The organism is Micromonospora sp. NPDC048040 (assembly GCF_055587185.1).
This window is the reverse complement of record NZ_JBVJGT010000001.1, coordinates 58,797-82,700: the sequence shown is the minus strand read 5'-3', so window position 1 is coordinate 82,700 and position 23,904 is coordinate 58,797. Positions and strand designations below refer to the sequence as shown.

Genomic DNA, 23,904 nt, shown 5'->3' with positions numbered 1-23,904 from the left:
ACGGCAACAAAAAAGCCCTCGTGCAGGTTGCACGGGGCCGGCGCACTCTCGACAGGGAGAGTGCGCTCAGGTAAGTACTCGCAGCGACCGGTACGACGACATGCGGTCAAGCCTGACGCATCTCACGCGATGAGTCAACTGATCCCACATGTTGGTTAACGGAGGGCGGAGATTCACCCGTCCGAGGGGCCTGCGCACCCCGCTCCACCTGCCCGGACTCGGGCTCGGGCAGGCGCGGGGCGGGCACCGTCGGCAGCCGCCGCGGCGGCGGGACCGGCGAGCCGGAGGTGGGGGCCGTCGGCAGCCGCCGGGGCGGCGACACGGGCGGGGCCGGGGCGGGGGCCGGCCGGGCGCCAGGGGACGTGGCCGCCTTCAGCATCGCCCCCAGGTGCTCGGCCGGTACGCCCCAGCCGGACAGCGCGCCCTGGCCGAAGCGGCAGCCGGCGGCGACCACGGCGGCCAGCTCGGTGCGGGTGGTCACCCCCTCGGCGATGACCTCCAGGCCGAGCTGGTGACCGAGCCGCATGACGATGTCGACCATCGGCGCGAAGGCCGGGCCGTCCCGGCCCACCGGCCGCACCGGCTCGTGCTCGGCGACCAGGCTGTGGTCGATCTTGAGGATGTCGATCGGCAGGCGCCGTAGCTGCCCCAGCGAGGAATAGCCGGCACCGAAGTCGTCCAGCGCGATCCGGACGCCGGTCAGCCGCAGCGCGGTCAGCCGCCGGATCAGCTCGTCCAGGTCGGTCGCGACGGCGTGCTCGGTGACCTCCAGCACCAGCCGCTGCGGCGGCACGTGGTGAGCGCGCAGCGCCTCGGCGACCTGGACCACGTACTCCGGGGCGTGCAGCTCGCGCGGCGAGACGTTGACGGAGACCCAGACGTCGTGGCCGTCGGCCAGCCAGCGGGAGAGCTGGTAGCAGGCCTGGTGCAGCACCCAGGCGCCCAGCTTGGCGATCATCCCGCACTCCTCGGCCAGCGGGATGAACTCGTCGGGGCGGACGTTGCCCAGCGCCGGGTGGTGCCAGCGCAGCAGCGCCTCCGCGCCGACCGGGCGCACCGAGGGCAGCGAGGCCACCGGCTGGAACACCAGCCGCAGCTCGTCGCGCTCGATCGCGCCGCGCAGCTCGTGTTCGAGCGTGGTGCGCCGGCGCAGCAACTGGTCGTACTCGGCGTCGTAGCGCTCGATCCGGTTCTTGCCGCGCTGCTTGGCGTAGCGCAGCGCCAGGTCGGCGTGGCGCTGCAGCAGCTCCACGTCGGGCTCCCCGGCCCAGCCCGCCAACCCGATGCTCACCGAGAGGAAGACCGGCCCCTCGGGCTGGTCGTAGGCGCGGCCGAGCACGCCGAGCAGGCGCTCGGCGACCCGGTCCGCGTCGGCCGGGCAGCCGTGCATCAGCACCGCGAACTCGTCGCCGCCGAGCCGGGCCGCCACGTCGCCCGGGCGCAGGTTGCCGCGCAGCCGCCGGCCCACCTCGGCCAGCACCGCGTCGCCGACGTCGTGGCCACGCATGTCGTTGACGTTCTTGAAGCCGTCGAGGTCGAGGCCGAGCAGCACGCAGGGCGTGCCGGCCTCGGCGCAGCGGTGCAGCGCCCGCAGCAGCCCCCGCCGGTTGGCCAGGCCGGTCAGCGGATCGGTGTGCGCCAACTCACGGAAGTGCGCCTCGCGCTCCACGAGCCGCCGGGCATAGCCGCGCACGTCGTGCAGCGTCAGGTACTGCCGGGCCACCAGGGCGAAGCCCTCGACGCTGCCGGCGACGATGCCGAGCGCGTCGAACCGGCCGTCCTGGAGGAGGTGGTACATCGCCGAGGCGGCCATCGCGAACATCGGGACGAACGCGTGGTCGCCGTCGCGGCGGATCAGGTCGAGGTCGGCCTGGCCGGCCGCGTCCACCCGCCGGGCGGCCAGCGCGGCGGCGCCCAGGCCGGCGGCGAGCGCCCCCGCGCCGGCCAGCGCCACTTCCGGCCCGGCCTGGCAGAGGCCGGTGGCGACGCCGAGCCCGCCGCAGGTCACCATGGTGGCCCCGGCGCCGAGACCGGCGAGGAACCGGCGCGGGGGCGGGGCGCGGAACGCCACGACGAGGGCGGTCCCGGCGGTCAGGGCCGCGCTGACCGTGGCCAGCAGGATCGGCGGGCAGGCCAGCGGGGTGACGTCGCCGAGCAGCCGGGTGGGCTCGGAGAACAGCACCCAGCCGACGAACCAGAACGCGGCCGCCATCACCACGCCGTCGAGCGCCAGGCGCACCGTGGCCGCCCCCGACGCGGCCACGCCGGGCAGCCGGAGCAGCCCCGCGGCGAAGAGCAGCCCGCTGACCGCCGTGCCGACCGCGACGACGCTGGCCCAGCCCGTACGCGGGCCCGGCCCGTGCGCCCCGTGCCCGGCGGCGGCGAACGCCACGGCGAGCCCGACCAGCAGGCCGGCCAGCGCGACCGCGGACGCCGTGGCGAGCAGCGCGTGCGCCTGCCGGTGCGGCCCGGACCGCCGCCGGGCGTCGGCGGCCGACAGCGCGCTGGCCGCCGCCGCGACCAGCCCGCACAGCACCGCTGCCGCGACCATGCCCGGGGGGAGATGCACGTCCCCAACTGTGCCGGATGAGGGTCCCGCGTGGGGCCCCGGGTGTGCATCCTTTGGGACACGGCGCGCGTCCCCGACGGGTGCTCCGGCGGCGGTGCAACACTGGTAGGCATGCCTGAGCTGCGGTCGAAGACCTCCACGCACGGTCGGACGATGGCCGGCGCCCGGGCCCTGTGGCGGGCCACCGGGATGACCGACGACGACTTCGGCAAGCCGATCGTCGCCATCGCCAACAGCTTCACCCAGTTCGTACCCGGTCACGTGCACCTCAAGGACCTCGGCGGCCTGGTCGCCGAGGCGGTCGCCGAGGCCGGCGGGGTGGGCCGCGAGTTCAACACCATCGCGGTGGACGACGGCATCGCCATGGGCCACGGCGGCATGCTCTACTCCCTGCCCAGCCGGGAGTTGATCGCCGACGCCGTCGAGTACATGGTCAACGCGCACTGCGCCGACGCCCTGGTCTGCATCTCCAACTGCGACAAGATCACCCCGGGCATGCTGCTGGCCGCGCTGCGGCTGAACATCCCGACCGTCTTCGTCTCCGGCGGGCCGATGGAGGCCGGCAAGACGGTGGCGATCGAGGGCGTGGTGCACTCCAAGATCGATCTGATCGACGCGATGGTCGCGGCCTCCAACGAGGCCGTGACCGAGGACCAGCTCGGCGCCATCGAGCGGTCGGCCTGCCCGACCTGCGGCTCCTGCTCCGGCATGTTCACCGCCAACTCGATGAACTGCCTCACCGAGGCGATCGGGCTGGCCCTGCCGGGCAACGGCTCGACGCTGGCCACCCACGCCGCGCGCCGGTCGCTCTTCGTCGAGGCCGGCCGCACCGCCGTGGAGATCGCCAAGCGGTGGTACGACGGCGACGACGCCTCCGTGCTGCCCCGCGCGATCGCCGGCCGGGCCGCGTTCGAGAACGCCGTCGCCCTGGACGTGGCGATGGGCGGCTCGACCAACACGATCCTGCACCTGCTCGCCGCCGCCCGCGAGGCCGAGCTGGACTTCGACGTCGCCGACATCGACGCGATCTCCCGCCGGGTGCCCTGCCTGGCCAAGGTCGCGCCGAACTCCCCGCAGTACCACATGGAGGACGTGCACCGGGCCGGTGGCATCCCGGCCATCCTCGGCGAGCTGGACCGGGCCGGCCTGCTCAACCGCGACGTGCACGCGGTGCACTCCCCCAGCCTGGAGCGCTGGCTGGCCGACTGGGACGTCCGGGGCGGCTCGCCGACGCCGGAGGCGGTCGAGCTGTTCCACGCCGCGCCCGGCGGGGTGCGCACCACCGAGCCGTTCTCCACCACCAACCGCTGGTCGTCGCTGGACACCGACGCGGCCGGCGGCTGCATCCGGGACCTCGCCCATGCCTACAGCGCCGACGGCGGGCTGGCCATCCTGCACGGCAACCTGGCCCCGGACGGCTGCGTGGTGAAGACCGCCGGGGTGCCCGAGGAGTGCCTGACCTTCCGTGGCCCCGCCAAGGTCTACGAGTCCCAGGACGACGCCGTGTCGGCGATCCTCGCCAAGGAGGTCGTCGCCGGCGACGTGGTGGTGATCCGCTACGAGGGGCCGAAGGGCGGCCCCGGCATGCAGGAGATGCTCTACCCCACCTCCTTCCTGAAGGGCCGGGGGCTGGGCCGGGCCTGCGCGCTGCTCACCGACGGGCGCTTCTCCGGCGGCACCTCCGGCCTGTCCATCGGGCACGTCTCCCCCGAGGCCGCCTCCGGCGGGCTGATCGCGCTCGTCGAGCCCGGCGACGAGATCGTCATCGACATCCCGGGCCGCTCGATCGAGCTGAACGTGGCCCCCGACGTGCTGGAAGCACGCCGGATCGCCCAGGAGAAGCGCGACCGGCCGTACACCCCGGTCGACCGGCAGCGGCCGGTGTCCGCGGCGCTGCGCGCGTACGCCTCGATGGCGACCTCGGCCAGCGACGGCGCCTACCGCCGCGTCCCCGAGTAGCGCCCCGGCCCGTACCGGCAGGGCGCCCGGCCGGCCGAGCTGGTCGGCCGGGCGCCGGAGCACGTGCTCGCCACGCGCGGACCGACGTTCCGGGCGACGCCCGGCTCACGCCGACCCGCCCGGGTCCGAAACCGGCGTCAGGACGGGTCCACGACCCGGTCGATGACCAGGTGCGCCGCGCCCATGATGCTGACGTCCGGGCCGGCGACCACCCGCTCGATGAGCAGCGCCTCGGTGGCCAGCGGCAGGCAGCGCTCGTAGAGGGTCGCCCGCATGCTGGCCAACAACGGCTCGCACTCGGCGAGCCGGCCGCCGATCGCGACGACCTGCGGGTTGAAGAAGTTGACCACCACGGCGAGGATCTCGCCGATCGCCCGGCCGGCGCGGCGGGCGAGGGCGGTGGCGTGCCGGTCACCGTCCTCGATCAGCCGCATCACGCCGGTCAGGTCGTCGACCGGCACGTCCTGCTCCCGCAGGGCGGCGACCAGGGCCGCCCCGCTGGCCACCGCCTCCAGGCAGCCGGTGTTGCCGCAGCTGCACAGCGGCGCCGCGTCGGCCACCACCCGGCAGTGGCTGATGTCCCCGGCGGAGCCCTGGGCGCCCCTGTGCAGTGCCCCGCCGGAGATGACCCCTGCGCCGATGCCGGTGCCGGCCTTGACGTAGACCGCATGGTCCAGATGGGCGTGGGCGGCCCGGTGCGCGCCGAGCGCCATGAGGTTGGCGTCGTTGTCCACGATGACCGGTACGTCCGTGCGCTGTGCACAGAAGGCACCGACGTCGAAGCCGTTCCAGCCGGGCATCCGGGAGGGGCTGACGATACGGCCGGTGCCGGACTGCACCGGCCCGGGGATGCCGATCCCGATGCCCCGCAACGCGTCGACGCCGGCGGCGGAGCTTCCCCTTTGGCCGGGCACCGCCGGGTCGGCGGCGGGCACCAGCGCGGCGAGATCGTCGAGCAACGCGCCGAGCACGGCCTCGGGGCCGTCCTCGATGCGGACCGGCCGGGACCGGGCCTCGACCACCCGACCGGAGAGGTCGAGGGTGCCGAGCCGGGCGTGGTGCGCCCCGAGGTCGACGGCGCCGATCAGCGCGCCACCGGTGGGTACCGCGAGCTGGCGGGGGCGTCGTCCACCCCGTGACTTGCCCGCCCCGGTCTCCTGGAGCAGCCCTTCGCTGATCAGGGCCTCGACCCGTTGGGAGACGGTGGACGGGGACAGCCCCGAGAGCCGGGCGAGGTCCGCACGACTGACCGCCGCCCCGCTGGCCACCAGCCGGAGCAGATCGCGTGGCCCGCCGCGGAGACCGTCACGCGGGGCGTCGTCAATCGTCACGCCAGGTTCTTAGCATCCCAACTTACTTCCGGCAACCTGTTGACTTGCTTTGGTCGCTCGCATTAGATGAGCCGCGTTGGTTCGGCCAGCACAAATCTTTGTTCGGATATCGCAGAAAGTAGGGCGAGCTGTGGCACCGACGACGGCAACCGGCCTCGCCGGGCGGACCGGGTCCACGCGCCCGGACCGGCCGATGGTGGCCGTCCGCGGCCTACAGAAGTGGTTCGGCCCGCTGCACGTGCTCAAGGACATCGACCTGACCGTGGCCGCCGGCGAGGTGGTGGTCGTGGTCGGCCCGTCCGGCTCCGGCAAGTCGACCCTCTGCCGGTGCCTCAACCGCCTAGAGGTCGCCGGCGCCGGCGACGTCGAGATCGACGGCGAGCCCCTGCCGGCCGAGGGCCGCAAGCTGGCCCGGCTGCGCGCGGACGTCGGCATGGTCTTCCAGTCGTTCAACCTGTTCGGCCACCGGACGGTGCTCGACAACGTCACGCTCGGCCCCACCAAGGTCCGCCGGATCGCCAAGGCCGAGGCCCGCGAGCAGGCGCTGGCCCTGCTCGACCGGGTCGGCATCGCCGACAAGGCCGACCGCTACCCCGCGCAGCTCTCCGGCGGCCAGCAGCAGCGGGCGGCGATCGCCCGCGCCCTCGCGATGCGGCCCAAGGTGCTGCTCTTCGACGAGCCCACCTCGGCCCTCGACCCGGAGATGGTCAACGAGGTCCTGGACGTGATGGTCTCCCTCGCCGCCGAGGGCATGACCATGATCGTGGTGACCCACGAGATGGGCTTCGCCCGCCGCGCCGCCGACCGGGTCGTCTTCATGGACGACGGCCGGATCGTCGAGTCCGGCACCCCCGACGAGTTCTTCGCCGCCCCCCGCACCGAGCGGGCGCGCGACTTCCTTTCCAAGATCCTCCAGCACTGACCCCCGAGGAGGGTGGCATGTCGATTCTGCACAGGAACCTCACGCGACGCCGCGCGGTGACGATGGCCGCCACGGCGGTGGCCGTGGCGCTGGCCGCCGCCGGCTGCGGCGACGGCGGCTCCGGGCCGGCCGTGCCCGGCGGGCCGGGCGGCGAGAAGGTCGCCCAGTCGGTGTACGACGCCGCTCCCGTGGCCTCCGACGCCGAGATCCCGGCCGGCTCCACCATGGACCGGATCCGCAAGCAGGGCTACCTGACCATCGGCGGCTCGCTGGACGCCCCGCTACTGTCCCAGCAGAACCCGGTCAGCGGCCAGATCGAGGGCTTCGACGCCGACATGGCCAAGCTGCTGGCCAAGTACATCATCGGCAAGCCCGAGGTGAAGACGGTGACCATCGGCACCCAGACCCGGGAGGCGATGCTCCAGGCGAAGTCGGTCGACGCCGTCTTCCAGACGTACACCATCACCCCGCAGCGGGCCACCCAGGTCGCCTTCGCCGGGCCGTACCTGACCTCCGGCCTGGCGGTCGCGGTGCGCAAGGACGAGACGGGCATCAAGGGCGTCCAGGACCTGGCCGGGAAGACGGTCATCGTCGGCGCGAACACCCCGGCGGTCACCGCGCTGCCCGCCGCCGCGCCCGGGTCGAAGCAGGTCGCGTTCGCCACCGACCCGCAGGCCGTGCAGGCGCTGCTGCAGAAGCGCGGCGACGCGTACGTGCAGGACTTCACGCTGCTCGCCTCGGGTGCCAAGGCGAACCCCGGTATGAAGGTGGTCGGCGAGCCGTTCACCACCGAGGCGTACGGCATCGGGCTCAACCGCGAGGACGCCCAGTTCAAGGAGTTCGTCAACAACTGGCTCAAGAAGATCCAGGCCGACGGGACCTGGGCGAAGGTGTGGGAGAGCACCCTCGGCTCGGTGGTGGAGGGCGGCGCGCCCACCCCGCCGGCGATCGGGTCCGTCGAGGGCTCCTGAGGATCCCTCCCCCGACATGGACGCCCTCACCGCACACCTCGGCGTACTCGGCCACGGGCTGGTCACGACGGTCCAGCTGACCGTCGTGACCACCATCGGCGCGATGCTGCTGGGCATCGTCGTGGCGACGCTGCGGATCTGCCCGGTACCGCTGCTGCGCACCGTCGGCACCGTCTACGTCGAGTTGCTCCAGAACCTGCCGTTGCTGGCTCTGCTGGTGCTCTTCGTCTTCGCGCTGCCGACGATCGGCATCACGTTCCCGCTGTTCACCTCGGCGGCCATCGTGATCGCCGCCTACGAGGGGGCGTACCTGGCCGAGGCGATCCGCGCCGGGATCAACACGGTGGGCGTGGGACAGGCCGAGGCGGCGCGCGCCATCGGGCTCACCTTCAGCCAGTCCCTGCGGTACGTCATCCTGCCGCAGGGACTGCGCGCGGTGATCCAGCCGATGGGCAACATCTGCATCGCGCTGCTGATGAACACCTCCCTGGCCGCCGCCGTCGGGGTGGTCGAGCTGACCCAGGCCGCCAACAACGTGAACCTCGTCGAGGCCCAGCCGATCGCCGTCTTCACCGGCGCCGGCCTCGCCTACATGCTGCTGGCGCTGCTGATCGGTCGGCTCACCGGCACGCTGGAACGAAGGCTGGCGATCGTCCGATGAACCCGACCCAGCAGATCCTCTTCGACGAGCCGGGCCCCCGGGCCCGGCGGCGGATCCGCATCGCCACCGTGCTCGGCGCGCTCGCCGTCCTCGGCGGGCTCGCCTGGGCGGTCCACCGCTTCGCGAGCTACGGCGAGCTGGCCGCCGACCGGTGGCAGCCCTTCACCACCTGGCCGATCTGGCGCTACCTGCTCGACGGGCTCTGGGCCACGCTGCGCGCCGCCGCGGCCACCGCCGTGCTCAGCGCCGCGCTCGGCCTGCTGCTCGCGCTCGGCCGGCTGTCGGCGCACCGGCCGGTGCGCTGGCTGGCGGGCGCGTACGTGGAGGTCTTCCGGACCGTACCCGCGCTGCTGCTGATCTACGTGACGCTCTTCGCGCTCCCGCAGTACGGCCTGAACTTCCCGCTGTTCTGGAAGCTCGTGGTGCCCCTGGTGGTCTCCAACTCGGCGGCGTTCGCCGAGATCTTCCGGGCCGGCATCAAGGCGCTGGACCGGGGCCAGACCGAGGCCGGCCTGGCCGTCGGGCTGCGGCGGGGACAGGTCATGCGGCTGGTCGTGCTGCCGCAGGCCCTGCTACAGCTCGCCCCCTCCCTGGTCAGCCAACTGGTCGGGCTGCTCAAGGACACCTCGCTCGGCTTCGTGGTGAGCTACACCGAGCTGCTCTACAGCGGTCAGGTGCTCTCCTCGTACACCAACCTGCTGATCCAGACCTTCCTGGTGGTGGCGCTGATCTACCTGGTGGTCAACGCCTCGCTGTCGAAGTTCGCCCGGGTGCTGCAGGCCCGCAACGGTCGCCTCACCGGACGCCGCAAGTCGGCCGAACCGGATCCGGCGGCGTCACTTCTCGTCCAAGGGGGTACCGCCCGGTGACCACTGTCCCGTACGCCGAACTGGCCCGGGTGACGCGCAACGGTTTCGTGGAGAGCCGACACCTCGGCAGCGTGGTCGTGCTCAACCCGTCCGGAGCGGTCGCGTTCGCCGCGGGCGTACCCGACGAGCCGGTGCTGCCGCGCTCCACCCTCAAGCCGGCGCAGGCGCTGGCCTGCCTCACCGCCGCGACCGCCGCCCCGTCGCCGGCCGCCCGCGCGCTGACCGGCCCTGGGCTGGCCATCGCCGCCGGCAGCCACACCGGCGACGACCGCCACGTGGCCGTGGTACGCGAGCTGCTGGCCGCCGCCGGGCTGGGCGACGAGGCGCTCGGCTGCCCGGTGGACTGGCCGGAGGACGAGGCGACCCGGGAACGGCTGATCCGCGACGGCGACCGGCGGAGCCGGATCCGGATGAACTGCTCCGGCAAGCACGCCGCGATGCTCGTCGCCTGTGCCGCCCGGTCCTGGTCCACGCACGACTACCTGGACCCGGCGCATCCGTTGCAGCGCGAGGTCGCCGCCACGGTCGGCCGGCTGGCCGGCACCCCGGTCACCACCGTGGCGGTGGACGGCTGCGGCGCGCCGCTGTTCGGGCTGCCGCTGACCGGCCTGGCCCGCACGTTCCAGGCCCTGGTCCTGGCGGAGCCGGGCAGCGACGAGGCGCGGGTGGCCGAGGCGATGCTCCGCCATCCGGAACACGTCGGCGGCTGGCACGGCCACCCGAACACCGACCTGATGCGGGCGCTGCCCGGGGTGCTCGCCAAGGGCGGCGCCGAGGGCGTGCTCGGGGTGGCCACCCCGGACGGGTACGCGGTCGCCGTGAAGGTGGTCGACGGAAGCCCCCGGGCCACCACCGCCATCGCCCTCACCGCCCTGGACGCGGCCGGCGTACCGGTCGACGGCGCCGGGGAGCTGCGCCGGGTGCCGGTGCTCGGCGGGGGCGAACCGGTCGGCGCGATCACCGCCGCCATCGATTGGACCGCGGGACCCCGCAAGGAGAAGGAAGACTGATGACGACATTCGAGATCTGCATCGACAGCGTCGAGGGGGCGGTCGCCGCCGAGGCGGCCGGCGCCGACCGGGTGGAGCTCTGCTCCGCGCTCTTCGAGGGCGGACTGACCCCCAGCATCGGCACCATCGAGACGGCCCTGCGCAGCGTGGACCGGATCCGGGTGCACGTCATCGTCCGGCCGCGGGCGGGGGACTTCATCTACTCCCCGGCGGAGGTCGACGCGATGGTGCGGGACGTGCGGGCGGCGGTGGCCGCCGGTGCGCACGGCGTGGTGATCGGGGCGCTGACCGCCGAGGGCGACATCGACGTACCGACCACCCGGAAGCTGATCGAGGCGGCCGGCAGCGCCAGCATCACCTTCCACCGGGCGTTCGACATGGTCCGGGACCCGTTCGAGGCGCTGGAGCAGCTCGTCGGGCTGGGCGTGGACCGGGTGCTGACCTCGGGTCAGGAGGTGAGCGTGCTGGAGGGCGCCCCGCTCATCGCAGAGCTGGTCCGCCGGGCGGAACGCCGGATCGTGGTCATGCCGGGCGGCGGTATCACGCCGCGCAACATCGCCCGGATCATCGAGGCGACGAACGCCGAGGAGTACCACTTCGCGGCGCTGGTGACGTCGGACGGCCCGGCGGTGCACCGCAACCCGGCGCCGCGGATGGGCGGGTCCCTGCACCGCTCCGAGTACGAGCGCTCCGGCACCTCCGGCGAACTGGTCGGCCGGGTGCTGGCGGCCGCGCGGGCGTGACGTGGTGAGGGCGCCGCCAGGCGCCCCTTCCCGCCGGCCAGCGGTCAGCGCGACGCCGACGGGAACTCCTCGATGTACGCCTCCACCCGCTCCGCGGTGGCCGGCCGCGCCAGCGCGAAGCCCTGCCCGTACCGGCAGCCGGCCCGGCGCGCGCCGTCGACCAGGCCCGGCAACTCCAGCTCCTCCACCACGATGTCCAGCCCCAACCGGTCCCCCACGGCCACCACCACGTCGATCAGCGGGCGCTGCGGGTCCGCCGGGTCCACCAGCTGCGGGCCGACCTTGAGCAGGTCGATCGGCAGCCGGCGGAGCTGGGCGAGCGAGGCGTGCTCGGCCCGGAAGTCGTCCAGCGCGGTGCGGATGCCCAGCGAACGGAGCCCGGCCAGCCGGGCCACCACGGTCGGCAGCTCGCCGGCCACCCTCGGCTCCGCCACCTCGACCACCAGGCGGTCGGGCGGCACCCCGTACGCGTCCAGCACGGCCGCCGTGCGGGGCACGAAGTCGGGCGCGGCCAGCTCCCGGACGGTCACGTTGACCGCCATCCAGAGCTGCCGGCTCCCCGCCGACCAGGCGGCGAGCTGCCGGCAGGCCCGGTCCAGCACCCAGCAGCCCAGCTCGCCCACGATGTCGAGATCCTCCGCCACCGGCAGGAACTCGGCCGGGAGCACCGTGCCGAGGACCGGGCTGCGCCAGCGCAGCAGCGCCTCCGTGCCGACGGGCTGCCGGTCGGCCAGGTCGAGCACCGGCTGGTAGACGAGGTCCAGCTCGCCCCGGGCGACCGCCCCGGGCAGCTCCCGCTCCAGGTCCAGCCGGCGGACGAGCTGCTCCTCCAGGTAGGCGTCGTACCACTCGACCCGGTCCCGGCCGAGCTGCACGGCCCGCCGCCGGGCCAGGTCGGCCTGGCGCAGCAGGTCCTCCGGGGCGGTGCCGGCGACCTCGGCCAGCCCGATGCTGGCCCGCAGCCGCAGCACCCCGCCCGGCACCTGGTAGGGCTGGGTGAGCGCGGCGAGCAGCCGGGTGCCCAGCGCGTACGCCAGCACGGGGCCGGTCCCGGTGACCACCGCGAAGCCGGCGGCGGTGAGGTCGGCGAGCAGGTCCCCTGGGCCGACGACGGCGCGGGCGCGACGGGCGACCTCGGCCGTCACGGCCTCCCGGGCAGCGTGGCCGGGCCCTTCGGCGGTGGCGCCGGGGACGTGCAGGTCGACGACGAGCAGCGCGCCGCAGGGGGGCGACGCGTCCCGCAGCGCGGCGAGGGCCCGCAGCAGCTCGGCGCGGCCCGCCGGCCCGCCGGACCGGCCGGTCCCGGGCGAGCGGTGCCGGGCCGCCGACGCCTCGGTGCAGGTCGGCATGGTGTCGACGCGGGCCGGTGCCGCCTCGGTGCCGCTCGCCGCGGCGTCGGCGCGGCCCGGCGCCTGCGTGGGGGCCGGTGGGGCGGAGGCGAGGGCCGGTGGGGCGGAGGCCGGGGCCGGCGGTGGCGGTTCGCCCGCCCGGAGCAGGTCGCGGAGCACGAGCGGCGGCGCGACCGCGAGCGCGAGCAGCACGGCGGTGAGGTCCGGCGGCCCGTCGGAGCGGAGCTGCCAGCCGGTGGCCGTCACGGCCGCGGCGGCCGGGACCACCGCCCGGGGCCACACGAGGATGGGCAGGGCCGGCGGGTCGGGCTGCGGCCGGGCCGCCCGCAACGCCCCCGCCGCGGTCAGCAGCACCCCGCCCACCAGCGGGGGTACGGCCAGCAGCGCCGCCCGGACCGGCGGCGTCCCGACCGGAAGCGCGGCCAGCAACGCCAACCCGAGCAGGGTGAGCGCCGCCCCGCCCCGGCACCGGGCGGCGCCGGAGCGCCGGAGCGGCCCGGTCAGCGCCGTGAGCACCGCGATCGCGAGCCCGCCGAGGGCCACCGCCGCCGCGAGCCGGGCCGGCGGGTCGAGGCGGTCGCGGGGCAGCAGCAGCCAACCGGCGAGGACCAGCCCGAGGCCGGCGGCGGTCGCGTCGAGGGCCCGCCGCAGCCGGACCCGGGCGGCCGGGTGCGGCGTCCGCGCCTGCGAAGGCAGCCCGGCGGCGAAGAGCGGGGCGGCGACGACCAGCCCCGCCACTGCGACGGCGGGCCGGTGGCGGGGGTCTGCGAGCGGGAGGACGGCGGCGGCCAGCCCCGCCGTCACCACGGCGGCGTCGAGCAGCACGGCGACGCGACGGGGCAGCGCCACGCGGCGGCGGGCCGCCCGGGAACCGCTGGGCGCCGACGTGGGCGAGCCGGCGGCCAGCCGGGACAGCCGCGCGCCGGCCAGCGCGGAGCCGGCGGCGCCCGCCAGCGCCACGACGGCCGGGGCCGGCATCCGGCCGGCCGCGCCGGCGAGCAGGAGCAGCGCGACGGCGGCGAGGACGAGGGCCTCCGGCACGGCCGGACGGCGGGCGAGGGCGTGGGACGGGTACGCGAGGGGCACGGCGGTCGCCTTCGTGAGGGGGCACGGGCGGTGCGGCGGCGCGGGGCGCCGGAACGAGGTGGGTCCGCTGCCCATCTATCGCCAACGAGCGCGCAGGCACGCGGTGACGCCGAGGCGACAGTGGCCCTCGTCACTGCCAGCCGTCGGGTGGGGCCCGGCGCCGCCCGGCGCGTGCCGGGGGCGGCGGGGGTGGGATCATCGGGGGGTGAGCAGCTCCGGCACCGTCCGCTTCCGGCACAACCAGGCGATCCTGGCCGCCGCGATCATCGCCTTCATCGGCGCCCTGCCGCTGGCCGGCGCCCGGTGGTACCTGCTGCCGGTGCTGCTCGTCCCGCTCGCCGTCGGGGTCTGGGCGTGGCGGGCCGGCACCGACGTGGACGCCCGCGAGCTGCGCCTGCGGGCGCTGGTCGGGCAGCGCCGGATCAGCTGGGACCGGGTCGTGGAGCTGGCCCCGGACGCGCGGGGCCGGGCGGTGGCCCGACTCGACGACGGCCAGGCGGTGCTGCTGCCGGCCGTCCGCGGCGCCGACCTGCCGCGGCTGGTCGAGGCCACCGGCCAGACCCTGCCCGACGCGGCCGGCTGACCCGCCACGCCGGCGCCGGTCAGTAGCCGTCCACGACCGCGTTGACCAACGGCTCGCCGGCCGCGAACCGCCGGACCTGCTCCCCGACCAGCCGGTACGCCCGCGGCAGCAGGCCGCGCACCGAGCCCGCCACGTGCGGGGTGAGCAGCACGTTCGGCATCGCCCACAGCGGGTGGTCGGCGGGCAGCGGCTCCGGGTCGGTGACGTCCAGCGCGGCCGAGATCCGGCCGGTCCGCAGCTCGGCGACGAGCGCCTCGGTGCGGGCCACCGGGCCGCGCGCGGCGTTCACCAGCAGCGCGCCGTCCCGCATCGCCGCGAGGAACGTCTCGTCGACCAGCCCCCGGGTCTGCTCGGTCAGCGGCACCAGCAGCACCACCACGTCGGCCTCGGGCAGCAGGCCCGGCAGCTCCTCGACACCGTGCACCCCCTGATCCGGACGGGCGGTACGGGCCACCAGGGTGAAGCTCACCTCGAACGGCGCGAGGCGGTCCCGCACCGCCGAGCCGATCGAGCCCGCCCCGACGATCAGCACCCGCTTGCCCGCCAGCTCGTCGGTGGGGGCCACCTCCCCGTACGCCCACTCGCGCCGGGCCTGCGCCCGGGCCATGGCCGGGAAGGCCCGCAGCTGGGACAGGATCGCCGCGACCACCCACTCGGCGGTGGACGGATCGTGCACGCCCCGCGCGTCGCAGAGCGTCACCCCCTCCGGGATCCGGCCGGCCCAGGCGTCCGCCCCGGCGGAGAGGAGCTGCACCACCGCCAGGTCGGGCAGCTCGCCCAGCAGCGCGGTGGCGTCGCCGCCGGCCAGGAACGGCGGCACCCAGAACCGGACGCCGGCCGCCTCCGAGGGAAGCCGGGCGGGGTCCTCGACCACCTCGACGGTGACGTCCCGGGGCAGCTCCCCGAGGAGCGCACGGCCGGACTCGTGCGGGATCCATACCTTCACGCCCGCCGACGATAGGCCCCCGGCCGGGCCGCCGGCCGGGCGGGGCGGATCGCGGCACCCGGTCCGATCCGTCGGCCCCGGTACGGCGCCCCGGCCGGCTACCCTGGGCCGGGTGAGCGCCCGTCCCCCGTACCCTCGCACCCGCCGCCTCCGGGCGGCCCTGGCGGCGTCGTGCGCGGCGCTGCTGCTCGCGGCCGCCGGTTGCAGCTTCGGCGAGCCCGAGCCGGACCCGGCCGGCGAGCCGCCGACCTTCCCGACCCCCTCGACGACGGCGAGCGCCGGCGGCGCCGGCACTGAGGTGGTCACCACCGTGCTGGCCAAGGGGCTGCGGGTGCCGTGGGGCATCGCCTTCCTGCCCGACGGCGCCGCACTGGTCACGGAGCGGGACAGCGGCCGGATCCTGCGGGTCGGCCCCGAGTCGGGGCCCGACGGGCTGAAGGTCACCCCGGTGCAGACCGTCCCCGACGTGGCCGCGTCCGGCGAGGGCGGGCTGATGGGCATCGCCGTCTCCCCCGACTACCAGCGCGACAAGTCGGTCTTCGTCTACTACACGACGGAGCGCGACAACCGGATCGCCCGGCTGGAGCTCGGCGGCACGCCCACCCCGATCCTCACCGGCATCCCGAAGGCGGGCATCCACAACGGTGGCGGCCTCGCCTTCGGCCCGGACGGCCTGCTCTACGCGAGCACCGGCGACGCCGGCGACCGGCCGCAGGCGCAGGACGTCAAGCGCCTCGGCGGGAAGATCCTGCGGATCACCAAGGACGGCAAGCCCGCGCCCGGCAACCCGTTCCCGAAGTCCCCGGTGTGGTCCCTCGGCCACCGCAACGTCCAGGGGCTCGCCTGGGACCCGGGCAAGCGGATGTACGCCGTCGAATTCGGCCAGAACACCTGGGACGAGATCAACCAGGTCACCAAGGGGCGAAACTACGGCTGGCCGCAGGTCGAGGGACGCGACGACGACAAGCGCTACGTCAACCCGATCACCCAGTGGCCGACGTCGGACGCCTCCTGCTCCGGGCTGGCCGCCGCGGACCGGCTGCTGGTCACCGCGTGCCTGCGCGGCGAGCGGCTGTGGCTGGTCGAGCTGACCGACACCGGCACGGTGCTCGGCCAGCCGCGCGAGCTGCTGACCGGGCGGTTCGGGCGGCTGCGGGCCGTGGCCGCCGCGCCCGACGGCTCGATCTGGGTGAGCACCTCCAACCACGACGGGCGGGGCGACCCCGCGCCCGAGGACGACCGGCTGCTGCGTCTGGTGTTCGCCGACGGCGGCGCCGGCCGGAGCTGACTCGACGGGCTCCGCCGGGTTTACCAAGATCCCTCACTGGGCAGGTCAGAATCTCAACATGGACGGGCAGGAGAACGAGCAGCACGAGCACCGGGACGAGGACGCCCCGGTGACCGGTGGTGCCCGCCGGGGCGACCGCGACCGGGCCGGCCGGCGCGCGCTCCGTACAGCCGGGGTGACGCTGGCGGTCCTGGTCGTCACCCTGGTCGGGGTGGTCGTCGGCGTGCTCGCCGGCGGCCGGGTGAGCACCGACATCGGCCCGTTCCAGGCGGACCTCACGGTGGCCCCGGCCGTCAGCGGCAGCACCACCGTCGACATCCCGCCGCTGGGCGCGTTGCTGCTCGACAGCCACGACGGGCCGACGCATCTGACGGTCGAGCTGGGCGCGCTGGACCAGAGCCGCGTCCAGGCGCTGATCGACGACCCGGCCAGCATCAACCGGGCGAGCCAGACCGCCGTCGACGACGTCCGCGAGGGGGTGATGCGGCTCGGTCTGCGTACGCTCGCGTCGGCCGTGCTGGTGACCCTGCTGCTGGCCCTGCTGGTCTTCCGCGACGCCCGCCGGGCGGCCTGGGCCGGCGGGCTGGCGCTGGTGATCACCGCCGGCGGCCTCGGCACCGCCGCGGCGACCCTCCGGCCGCAGGCCATCGAGGAGCCACGCTACGAGGGGCTGCTGGTCAACGCCCCCGCGATCGTCGGCGACGCCCGGCGGATCGCCAACGACTACACCCGCTACGCCGAGCAGCTCCAGCACATCGTCGGCAACGTCAGCCAGCTCTACACCACCGTGTCGTCGCTGCCGGTCTACGAGCCGGCGCCCGGCACGACCCGGGTGCTGCACGTCTCCGACATGCACCTCAATCCGACCGGCTGGCAGCTCATCCGCACCGTCGTGGAGCAGTTCGGCATCGACGTGGTGATCGACACCGGAGACATGACCGACTGGGGCAGCGAGCCGGAGGCCTCGTTCGTCGGCTCGATCGGCCTGCTCAAGAAGCCGTACGTCTTCATCCGCGGTAACCACGACTCGGGCCGGACGGCGGCGGCGGTGGCCCGCCAGCCGAACGCGGTCGTGCTCAACAACACCACCACCACGGTCGCCGGGCTGACCATCGCCGGCATCGGCGACCCGCGATTCACGCCCGACAAGAACACCTCACCGGCGGGCAGCGGCCTCACCAAGCAGGTCGCCGACCAGGTGATCGGCGCCGGCGACCAGCTCGCCGCCACGGTGCGCAGCTCGCCGCAGCCGGTGAACATCGCGCTGGTGCACGACCCGGCCTCGGCCGGTCCGCTGTCGGGCACCTGCCCGCTGGTGCTCGCCGGGCACACCCACAGCCGGCAGGTGTCGAAGCTGCCGGAGGTGCCCGGGCAGATGCCGACCCAACTGCTGGTGCAGGGCTCCACGGGCGGTGCCGGGCTGCGCGGTCTGGAGGGCGAGAAGCCCACCCCGCTGACGATGAGCGTCCTCTACTTCGACAAGGACAAGCTGCTCCAGGCGTACGACGACATCACCGTGGGCGGCACCGGCCAGGCGCAGGTGAACCTGGAGCGGCACATCGTGGAGAAGCCGAAGGCGGGCGTCCCGGCCCCCGTCACCCCCACCCCGACCCGCTGACCCGCCGGGCCGGGTGCCGGACGACCGTCCGCGCGACACCCGACCCGGGCCGGTTCAGCGCAGGGACAGGGCGGCGAGGGCGGCGTTGACGATGCTGCCGGGCAGCAGGTCGTGCAGCTCGTACAGCTCGTGGACGCTGCCGGACTGGCCGAACTCGTCCACCCCGAGCGGCACCGCCGGGGCGCCGACCGCCGAGCCGAGCCACGCCATCGCGTGCGAGGCGGCGTCGTGCACGGTCACCACCGGCACCCGGTCGGCGAACGCCGAACGCAGCGCGCCGGGCACGCTCGGCACGGTCGCCGTACGGACGCCCTGGCGCAGGGTGCGCTGCCAGGCCCGGTAGAGGCGGTCCAGCGAGGTGACGTCGACGACGTGCGCGGCGATGCCCTCCTCGGCCAGCTCCGCCGCCGCGACGAGCACCTCCGGCAGCACCGCGCCGGAGGCGGCGAGCTGCACGACCGGCGCGTCGGCCAGGTGCGGGTACGTCTGGTGGGCGTCCACCAGGCGGTACGCCCCGGCGACCGCCTGCCGGCGGAGCACCGCGTCGCCGAGCCGGGCCCGGGCCGCCTCGAACGGCGCCTGGTCGATCGGGCGGGTGCTGAGCCGGAAGTAGTACGCCCCGTCCTCGGCCGGCGCGGCCGTCGCCGACGGGGTCGACCCGCCGGCGATCTGGCCCAACGCGTCGCAGAGCAGCCAGTCCAGCGTGGCCGCGTACGCGGGTTCGAGGAACGTCACCCCCGGCAGCTCCAGGCCGACCGACGCGGTGATGGTCGACTGGTGCGCCCCGCCCTCGGGGGCGAGGGTGATGCCCGACGGGGTGCCGGCGACCACGAACCGGGAGCCGGAGTAGGTGCCGTAGAGGAACGCGTCGAGCCCGCGCAGCACGAACGGGTCGTAGACCGTGCCGACCGGCAGCAGCGGCTGGGCCGACAGGTCCCAGGCCAGGCCGAGCTGGCCGAGCAGCAGGAACAGGTTCATCTCCGAGATGCCCAGCTCGATGTGCTGGCCGGCGGGGCTCTCCGTCCAGCGCAGCATCCGGTCCTCGGTCCAGGAACGCTGCTCGGTGGGCGCGAAGACACCGGTCTTGTTGATGAACCCGGCGAGGTTCGTGGAGGTGGCCACGTCCGGCGCGGTGGTGACCAGGTAGCGGCCGACCTCGGGGTTGCGGGCCAACTCGACCAGCACCCGGCCGAAGACCTCCTGCGTCGAGATGGGCTTGTTGGCGCGTACCCGCGTGCCCTCCGGGACGGTGACCCCCAGCGCCCGCTCGCGGGGCGCGCGGGACAGCGCCTCGCGGCGCTCGCCGGCCCGGATGCCGGCCGGGGACGCCGGGTCGAGGCGGTCCCACTCGGTCCCCGGCGTCAGGCCGTGCGCGGCGCGCAGCGCGTCGACCTGCTCCGTGGTGAGCAGCGCCGAGTGGTTGCGCGGGTTGCCGGCAATCGGCAGCCCCCACCCCTTCACCGTGTACGCGAACACCACGCTGGGCCGGTCGGTGACGGCGTCGCACTGGGCGTACGCGTCGAGCATCGCCGCCATGTCGTGCCCGCCCAGGTCGGTGACCAGCGGCCCCAGCTCGTCGTCGCCGATGTCGGCGATGAACGCCTCGATCCCGTCGGGCGCGCCGTCGAGGAACTGCTTGCGCAGCGCCGGCCCGGCGAGCCCGAACAGCGACTGGTACTGCTCGTTCGGCATCGCGTCGATCCAGTCGCGCAGCCGCTCCCCGCCCGGCCGGGCGTACGCCTCGGCGAGCCGGCGGCCGTACTTGACCTCGACCACGTGCCAGCCGGCGGCCTCGAACTGGCCCCGCCACTGGTTGATCCGCACCCCGGGCACCACCCGGTCGAGCGACTGTCGGTTGAAGTCGACCAGCCACATCACGTTGCCCAGGCCCGTGGTGGCCGGGTCGGCGACCGCCTCCCAGATGTTCCCCTCGTCCAGCTCGGCGTCGCCGATCAGCGCGACGAACCGGGAGTGCGGGCGGGCGCCGAAGTGCGCGTCGACGTAGCGCCGCGTCGCGGCGGCGAAGAGCGGCGCCGCCGCGCCGAGCCCGACGGAGCCGGTGGAGAAGTCCACCTCGTCCGGGTCCTTGGTGCGCGACGGGTACGACTGGAGCCCGCCCCGGGCCCGCAGTGTCGTCAGGTACGACCGGTCCAGGTTGCCCAGCAGGTACTGGATGGCGTGGAACACCGGCGAGGCGTGCGGCTTGACCGCCACCCGGTCCTCGGCGTCCAGGTGCGCGAACCACAGCGCCGTCATCGCGGTGACCAGCGAGGCGCTGGACGCCTGGTGCCCGCCGACCTTCACCCCGTCGCCGGTGTCGCGGTCGTGGTTGGCCGCGTCGACGATCCGGGTGGCGAGCCAGAGCACCCGCTGCTGGATCTCGTCGAGGACGTCGAGGTCGGTTCGGTTCACGTTCGGCTCCAGGGGTCCGGCGCGTCACCGTTGACGGCCGGTCGGGGGCGGGCGGGGTTACGCGGGTACGGGGCCGCCGCGCACGACGGGCGTGCGCGGCGGCTCGGGAGGTGCGGGGCAGGAGCCTTCCTGGCCGAGAGGAGTCAGGAAGGGGCCTGTCGTGCAGGTCAGGCGCCGAGGCGGGAGAGGATCAGCTCGCGGACGGTCTTGGCGTCGGCCTGGCCGCGGGTGGTCTTCATGACCGCGCCGACCAGTGCGCCGGCCGCGGCGACCTTGCCGCTGCGCACCTTCTCGGCGATGTCCGGGTTGGCCGCGATCGCCTCGTCCACGGCGGCGGTGAGCGCGCCGGTGTCGGAGACGACCTCCAGGCCCCGGTTGGTCATGATCTCGGTCGGCGAGCCCTCGCCGGCCACCACGCCCTCCAGGACGCTGCGGGCCAGCTTGTCGTTGAGCTTGCCGGCGTCGACCAGGCCCTGCAGCTCGGCGACCTGCGCCGGGGTGGCCCCGACGTCGGCCAGCTCCACGCCGGTCTCGTTGGCCCGCCGGGACAGCTCGCCCAGCCACCACTTGCGGGCCGCGGCCGGGGACGCGCCGGCGGCCACGGTCTGCTCGATCAGCTCGACCGCGCCGGCGTTGAGCACGGACTGCATGTCCGCGTCCGACAGGCCCCACTGTTCCTGGAGCCGGCGGCGGTGCAGCCGGGGCAGCTCGGGCAGGGCGGCCTTCAGCTCGGCGACCCAGGCGGTGTCCGGTGCGAGCGGCACCAGGTCGGGCTCCGGGAAGTAGCGGTAGTCGGTCGCCGTCTCCTTGGACCGGCCGGGCGTGGTGTCGCCGGTGTCCTCGTGGAAGTGCCGGGTCTCCTGGGTGATCCGGCCGCCCGCGTCGAGCACGGACGCCTGCCGGATGATCTCCGACCGGACCGCCCGCTCGACCGACCGCAGCGAGTTGACGTTCTTGGTCTCCGTCCGGGTGCCCCACTCCTCGCCCGGCAGGTTGAGGGAGGTGTTGACGTCGCAGCGCAGCGACCCCTCCTCCATCCGCACGTCGGAGACGCCCAGCGAGCGGATCACGTCGCGCAGCTCGGTGACGTACGCGCGGGCCACCTCGGGGGCCAACGCGCCGGTGCCGGGGACCGGCTTGGTGACGATCTCCACCAGCGGGATGCCGGCCCGGTTGTAGTCGACCAGCGACTCGGTGGCGCCGTGGATGCGCCCGGTCGTGCCGCCGACGTGCAGCGTCTTGCCGGTGTCCTCCTCCAGGTGCACCCGCTCGATGCCGATCCGCACCAGCTCGCCGTTCACCTCGACGTCCAGGTAGCCCTCGAAGCACAGCGGCTCGTCGTACTGGCTGATCTGGAAGTCCTTCGGCATGTCCGGGTAGAAGTAGTTCTTCCGGGCGAACCGGCACCACTCGGCGATCGAGCAGTTGAGCGCAAGGCCGATCCGGATCGTCGCCTCGATGGCGGCCCTGTTGGCCACCGGCAGCGAGCCGGGCAGACCCAGGCAGACCGGGCAGACCCGGGTGTTCGGCGCGCCGCCGAAGTCGGTCGGGCAGCCGCAGAACATCTTGGTGTTCGTGCCCAGCTCGACGTGGGTCTCCAGGCCGATCACCGGTTCGTAGCGCGCGACGACCTCGTCGTACGCGGGCAGTGTCGTCGTCATCTGAGCTCCTGCCTCACAGTGCCGGTGGGGTGAACGTGCCGACCGCGCTCTCCAGCGCCGCGGCGACCCGGTACATCCGGTCGTCGGCCATGGTCGGGGCCATGATCTGGAAGCCGACCGGCAGCCCGTCGGAGAGCCCGCACGGCACCGAGATGCCCGGCCCGCCGTACAGGTTGGTCGGGATGGTGAACAGGTCGGCCAGGTACATCTGGTACGGGTCGGAGGTGCGCGCCCCGATCGGGAACGCCACGAACGGGGTGGTCGGCGAGATCAGCGCGTCGACCTGCTCGAACGCGGCCGTGAAGTCCCGGGTGATCAGGGTCCGGACCTTCTGCGCCTGCCCGTAGTAGGCGTCGTAGTAGCCCGACGAGAGCGCGTACGTGCCGATCATGATGCGGCGCTTGACCTCGGGGCCGAAGCCGGCCTCCCGGGTCAGCGACATGACCTCCTCCAGCGACCGGTTGCCGTCGTCGCCGACCCGCAGGCCGAACCGGACGCCGTCGAACCGGGCCAGGTTGGAGGAGCACTCGCTCGGGGCGATCAGGTAGTACGCCGGCAGCGCGTACCGGAAGTTCGGGCAGGACACCTCGACGATCTCGGCGCCCAGCTTGGTCAGCGCGTCGACCGACTCGCGGAACGCGGCCAACACGCCGGGCTCGGCGCCCTCGCCGGTGAACTGGGTGACGATGCCGAGCTTCACGCCGGTCAGGTCACCGGTCGCGCCCCGCCTCGCGGCGGCCACCACGTCCGGCACCGGCTGCGGGATGGAGGTGGAGTCGCGCGGGTCGTGCCCGCCGATCACCTCGTGCAGCAGCGCGGCGTCCAGCACGGTACGGGCGCACGGGCCGGGGGTGTCCAGCGAGGAGGAGAACGCCACCAGGCCGTAGCGGGAGGTGCCGCCGTAGGTCGGCTTCGCGCCGACGGTGCCGGTGACCGCGCCGGGCTGGCGGATCGAGCCGCCGGTGTCGGAGCCGATCGCCAGCGGCGCCTCGTACGCCGCGAGGGCCGCGGCGCTGCCGCCGCCGGAGCCGCCCGGGATGCGGCTCAGGTCCCACGGGTTGTGCGTCGGACCGTACGCCGAGTACTCCGTGGAGGAGCCCATGGCGAACTCGTCCATGTTGGTCTTGCCGAGCATCACCGTGCCGGCGGCGCGCAGCCGCTGCACGATCGTCGAGTCGTACGGCGGGCGCCAGCCCTCCAGGATCTTCGACCCGACGGTGGTCGGCACGCCCTTGGTGGTCAGCACGTCCTTCACCGCGACCGGCACGCCGGCCAGCGGGCCCAGCTCCTCGCCGGCGGCGCGGCGGGCGTCCACCTCGCGGGCGGCGGCGAGCGCGCCCTCGCTGTCGACGTGCAGGAACGCGTGCACCCGGTCGTCCACGGCGGCGATCCGGTCCAGGTGCGCCTGCGTGACCTCGACGGCGGAGGTCTCGCCGGCGGCGACGAGCCCCGCGATCTCCGTCGCGGTCAGTCTGGTCAGGTCACTCATGCCGCCGCCTCGCTTCGCTCACCGGCGTCCTGCGCGCCGGACACACCGGGCCTGGTGATCCGCTCGCTCATGACGCCACATCCTCGTCCAGGATCCGCGGTACGCGGAACCGCTGCTCCTCGGCGTCGGGCGCGCCCGACAGCGCCTCCTCTGGGGTCAGCCCGGGCACCACGACGTCGTCCCGCAGGACGTTGGTCAGCGGCACCGAGTGCGAGGTCGGCGGGATGTCCGCCGCGGTGACCTCGCCGACCTGCGCGACCGCCTGGAGGATCACGTCGAGCTGGCCGGCGAAGGTGTCCAGCTCCTCCTCCGTGACGGCGAGCCGCGACAGTCGCGCCAGGTGCGCGACCTCCTCGCGGGAGATGGCGGCCATCGGTGCCCCCTTCGTGACGGTGTTGCCGGTCGGGCCGGTGCCGGCCGCGCGGCGATTGTGCGTG

Annotated in this window: 18 protein-coding genes; 10 read left to right on the top strand and 8 right to left on the bottom strand. The window is 74.6% G+C overall.

What is annotated here, in order from left to right; genetic code table 11:
• Window positions 1-106: 106 nt before the first annotated feature.
• On the bottom strand, window positions 107-2,551 hold the full coding sequence (locus ACZ6O2_RS00325) for a putative bifunctional diguanylate cyclase/phosphodiesterase (RefSeq protein WP_466021702.1): 2,445 nt from the start codon (window positions 2,549-2,551) through the stop codon (window positions 107-109).
• Between the two features lie 129 nt (window positions 2,552-2,680).
• Between ACZ6O2_RS00325 and ilvD the strand changes: the two genes are divergently transcribed.
• The gene (gene ilvD, locus ACZ6O2_RS00320; RefSeq protein ID WP_466021521.1) at window positions 2,681-4,528 is read left to right on the top strand and encodes a dihydroxy-acid dehydratase; all 1,848 of its coding nucleotides are present in this window, start codon (window positions 2,681-2,683) and stop codon (window positions 4,526-4,528) included.
• Between the two features lie 137 nt (window positions 4,529-4,665).
• Here ilvD and ACZ6O2_RS00315 read toward each other — a convergent pair whose 3' ends face one another.
• Window positions 4,666-5,859, bottom strand: coding sequence for an ROK family transcriptional regulator (locus ACZ6O2_RS00315; protein WP_350704735.1), 1,194 nt, complete (start codon window positions 5,857-5,859; stop codon window positions 4,666-4,668).
• A gap of 193 nt (window positions 5,860-6,052) precedes the next feature.
• Here ACZ6O2_RS00315 and ACZ6O2_RS00310 point away from each other — a divergent pair, with 193 nt between their 5' ends.
• From ACZ6O2_RS00310 to ACZ6O2_RS00285, 6 genes are read left to right on the top strand one after another with little or no spacing between them, the layout of a single operon-like run.
• A complete protein-coding gene (locus tag ACZ6O2_RS00310; RefSeq protein ID WP_350704733.1) occupies window positions 6,053-6,781 on the top strand; it encodes an amino acid ABC transporter ATP-binding protein in 729 nt (242 codons plus the stop codon).
• A 17-nt stretch (window positions 6,782-6,798) separates the two neighbouring features.
• Window positions 6,799-7,752 (top strand): glutamate ABC transporter substrate-binding protein, encoded by a 954-nt coding sequence (locus ACZ6O2_RS00305; protein WP_357453574.1) that lies wholly within the window; start codon window positions 6,799-6,801, stop codon window positions 7,750-7,752.
• A gap of 16 nt (window positions 7,753-7,768) precedes the next feature.
• Window positions 7,769-8,413: an amino acid ABC transporter permease gene (locus tag ACZ6O2_RS00300; RefSeq protein ID WP_466021520.1), complete on the top strand. Its 645-nt coding sequence runs from the start codon at window positions 7,769-7,771 to the stop codon at window positions 8,411-8,413.
• Window positions 8,410-9,282: an amino acid ABC transporter permease gene (locus ACZ6O2_RS00295; protein WP_466021519.1), complete on the top strand. Its 873-nt coding sequence runs from the start codon at window positions 8,410-8,412 to the stop codon at window positions 9,280-9,282. The genes ACZ6O2_RS00300 and ACZ6O2_RS00295 overlap by 4 nt, the downstream gene beginning before the upstream one ends.
• On the top strand, window positions 9,279-10,292 hold the full coding sequence (locus ACZ6O2_RS00290) for an asparaginase (RefSeq protein WP_466021518.1): 1,014 nt from the start codon (window positions 9,279-9,281) through the stop codon (window positions 10,290-10,292). Before ACZ6O2_RS00295 ends, ACZ6O2_RS00290 begins: the two co-directional genes overlap by 4 nt.
• The gene (locus ACZ6O2_RS00285) at window positions 10,292-11,035 is read left to right on the top strand and encodes a copper homeostasis protein CutC (protein ID WP_357453587.1); all 744 of its coding nucleotides are present in this window, start codon (window positions 10,292-10,294) and stop codon (window positions 11,033-11,035) included. The genes ACZ6O2_RS00290 and ACZ6O2_RS00285 overlap by 1 nt, the downstream gene beginning before the upstream one ends.
• A gap of 44 nt (window positions 11,036-11,079) precedes the next feature.
• Here the strand turns inward: ACZ6O2_RS00285 and ACZ6O2_RS00280 are convergent, their stop codons facing one another.
• Window positions 11,080-13,470, bottom strand: a complete 2,391-nt coding sequence (locus ACZ6O2_RS00280) for a putative bifunctional diguanylate cyclase/phosphodiesterase (protein ID WP_466021517.1) — start codon at window positions 13,468-13,470, stop codon at window positions 11,080-11,082.
• A 205-nt stretch (window positions 13,471-13,675) separates the two neighbouring features.
• Between ACZ6O2_RS00280 and ACZ6O2_RS00275 the strand changes: the two genes are divergently transcribed.
• The gene (locus ACZ6O2_RS00275; protein WP_393266884.1) at window positions 13,676-14,053 is read left to right on the top strand and encodes a PH domain-containing protein; all 378 of its coding nucleotides are present in this window, start codon (window positions 13,676-13,678) and stop codon (window positions 14,051-14,053) included.
• Window positions 14,054-14,072: 19 nt separating this feature from the next.
• On the opposite strand, the gene ACZ6O2_RS00270 is transcribed toward ACZ6O2_RS00275, so the two are convergent.
• Window positions 14,073-14,999 carry a 2-hydroxyacid dehydrogenase gene (locus tag ACZ6O2_RS00270; RefSeq protein ID WP_350704720.1) on the bottom strand — a complete coding sequence of 309 codons (927 nt, stop codon included), beginning with the start codon at window positions 14,997-14,999 and terminating at the stop codon, window positions 14,073-14,075.
• A gap of 112 nt (window positions 15,000-15,111) precedes the next feature.
• Between ACZ6O2_RS00270 and ACZ6O2_RS00265 the strand changes: the two genes are divergently transcribed.
• Together ACZ6O2_RS00265 and ACZ6O2_RS00260 are read left to right on the top strand one after the other, a co-directional pair.
• Entirely contained in the window at window positions 15,112-16,287 is a 1,176-nt protein-coding gene (locus ACZ6O2_RS00265; protein ID WP_466021516.1) for a PQQ-dependent sugar dehydrogenase, read from the top strand.
• 58 nt (window positions 16,288-16,345) lie between these two features.
• On the top strand, window positions 16,346-17,905 hold the full coding sequence (locus ACZ6O2_RS00260) for a metallophosphoesterase (RefSeq protein WP_350704716.1): 1,560 nt from the start codon (window positions 16,346-16,348) through the stop codon (window positions 17,903-17,905).
• A 54-nt stretch (window positions 17,906-17,959) separates the two neighbouring features.
• Here ACZ6O2_RS00260 and ACZ6O2_RS00255 read toward each other — a convergent pair whose 3' ends face one another.
• The 4 genes from ACZ6O2_RS00255 to gatC form a co-directional block, all read right to left on the bottom strand.
• A complete protein-coding gene (locus ACZ6O2_RS00255) occupies window positions 17,960-20,317 on the bottom strand; it encodes a transketolase-like TK C-terminal-containing protein (protein WP_466021515.1) in 2,358 nt (785 codons plus the stop codon).
• A gap of 167 nt (window positions 20,318-20,484) precedes the next feature.
• Window positions 20,485-21,978, bottom strand: a complete 1,494-nt coding sequence (gene gatB, locus ACZ6O2_RS00250) for an Asp-tRNA(Asn)/Glu-tRNA(Gln) amidotransferase subunit GatB (RefSeq protein WP_350704713.1) — start codon at window positions 21,976-21,978, stop codon at window positions 20,485-20,487.
• Between the two features lie 13 nt (window positions 21,979-21,991).
• A complete protein-coding gene (gene gatA / locus ACZ6O2_RS00245; protein ID WP_466021514.1) occupies window positions 21,992-23,467 on the bottom strand; it encodes an Asp-tRNA(Asn)/Glu-tRNA(Gln) amidotransferase subunit GatA in 1,476 nt (491 codons plus the stop codon).
• 67 nt (window positions 23,468-23,534) lie between these two features.
• Entirely contained in the window at window positions 23,535-23,840 is a 306-nt protein-coding gene (gene gatC / locus ACZ6O2_RS00240) for an Asp-tRNA(Asn)/Glu-tRNA(Gln) amidotransferase subunit GatC (protein ID WP_350685712.1), read from the bottom strand.
• Window positions 23,841-23,904 lie beyond the last annotated feature (64 nt).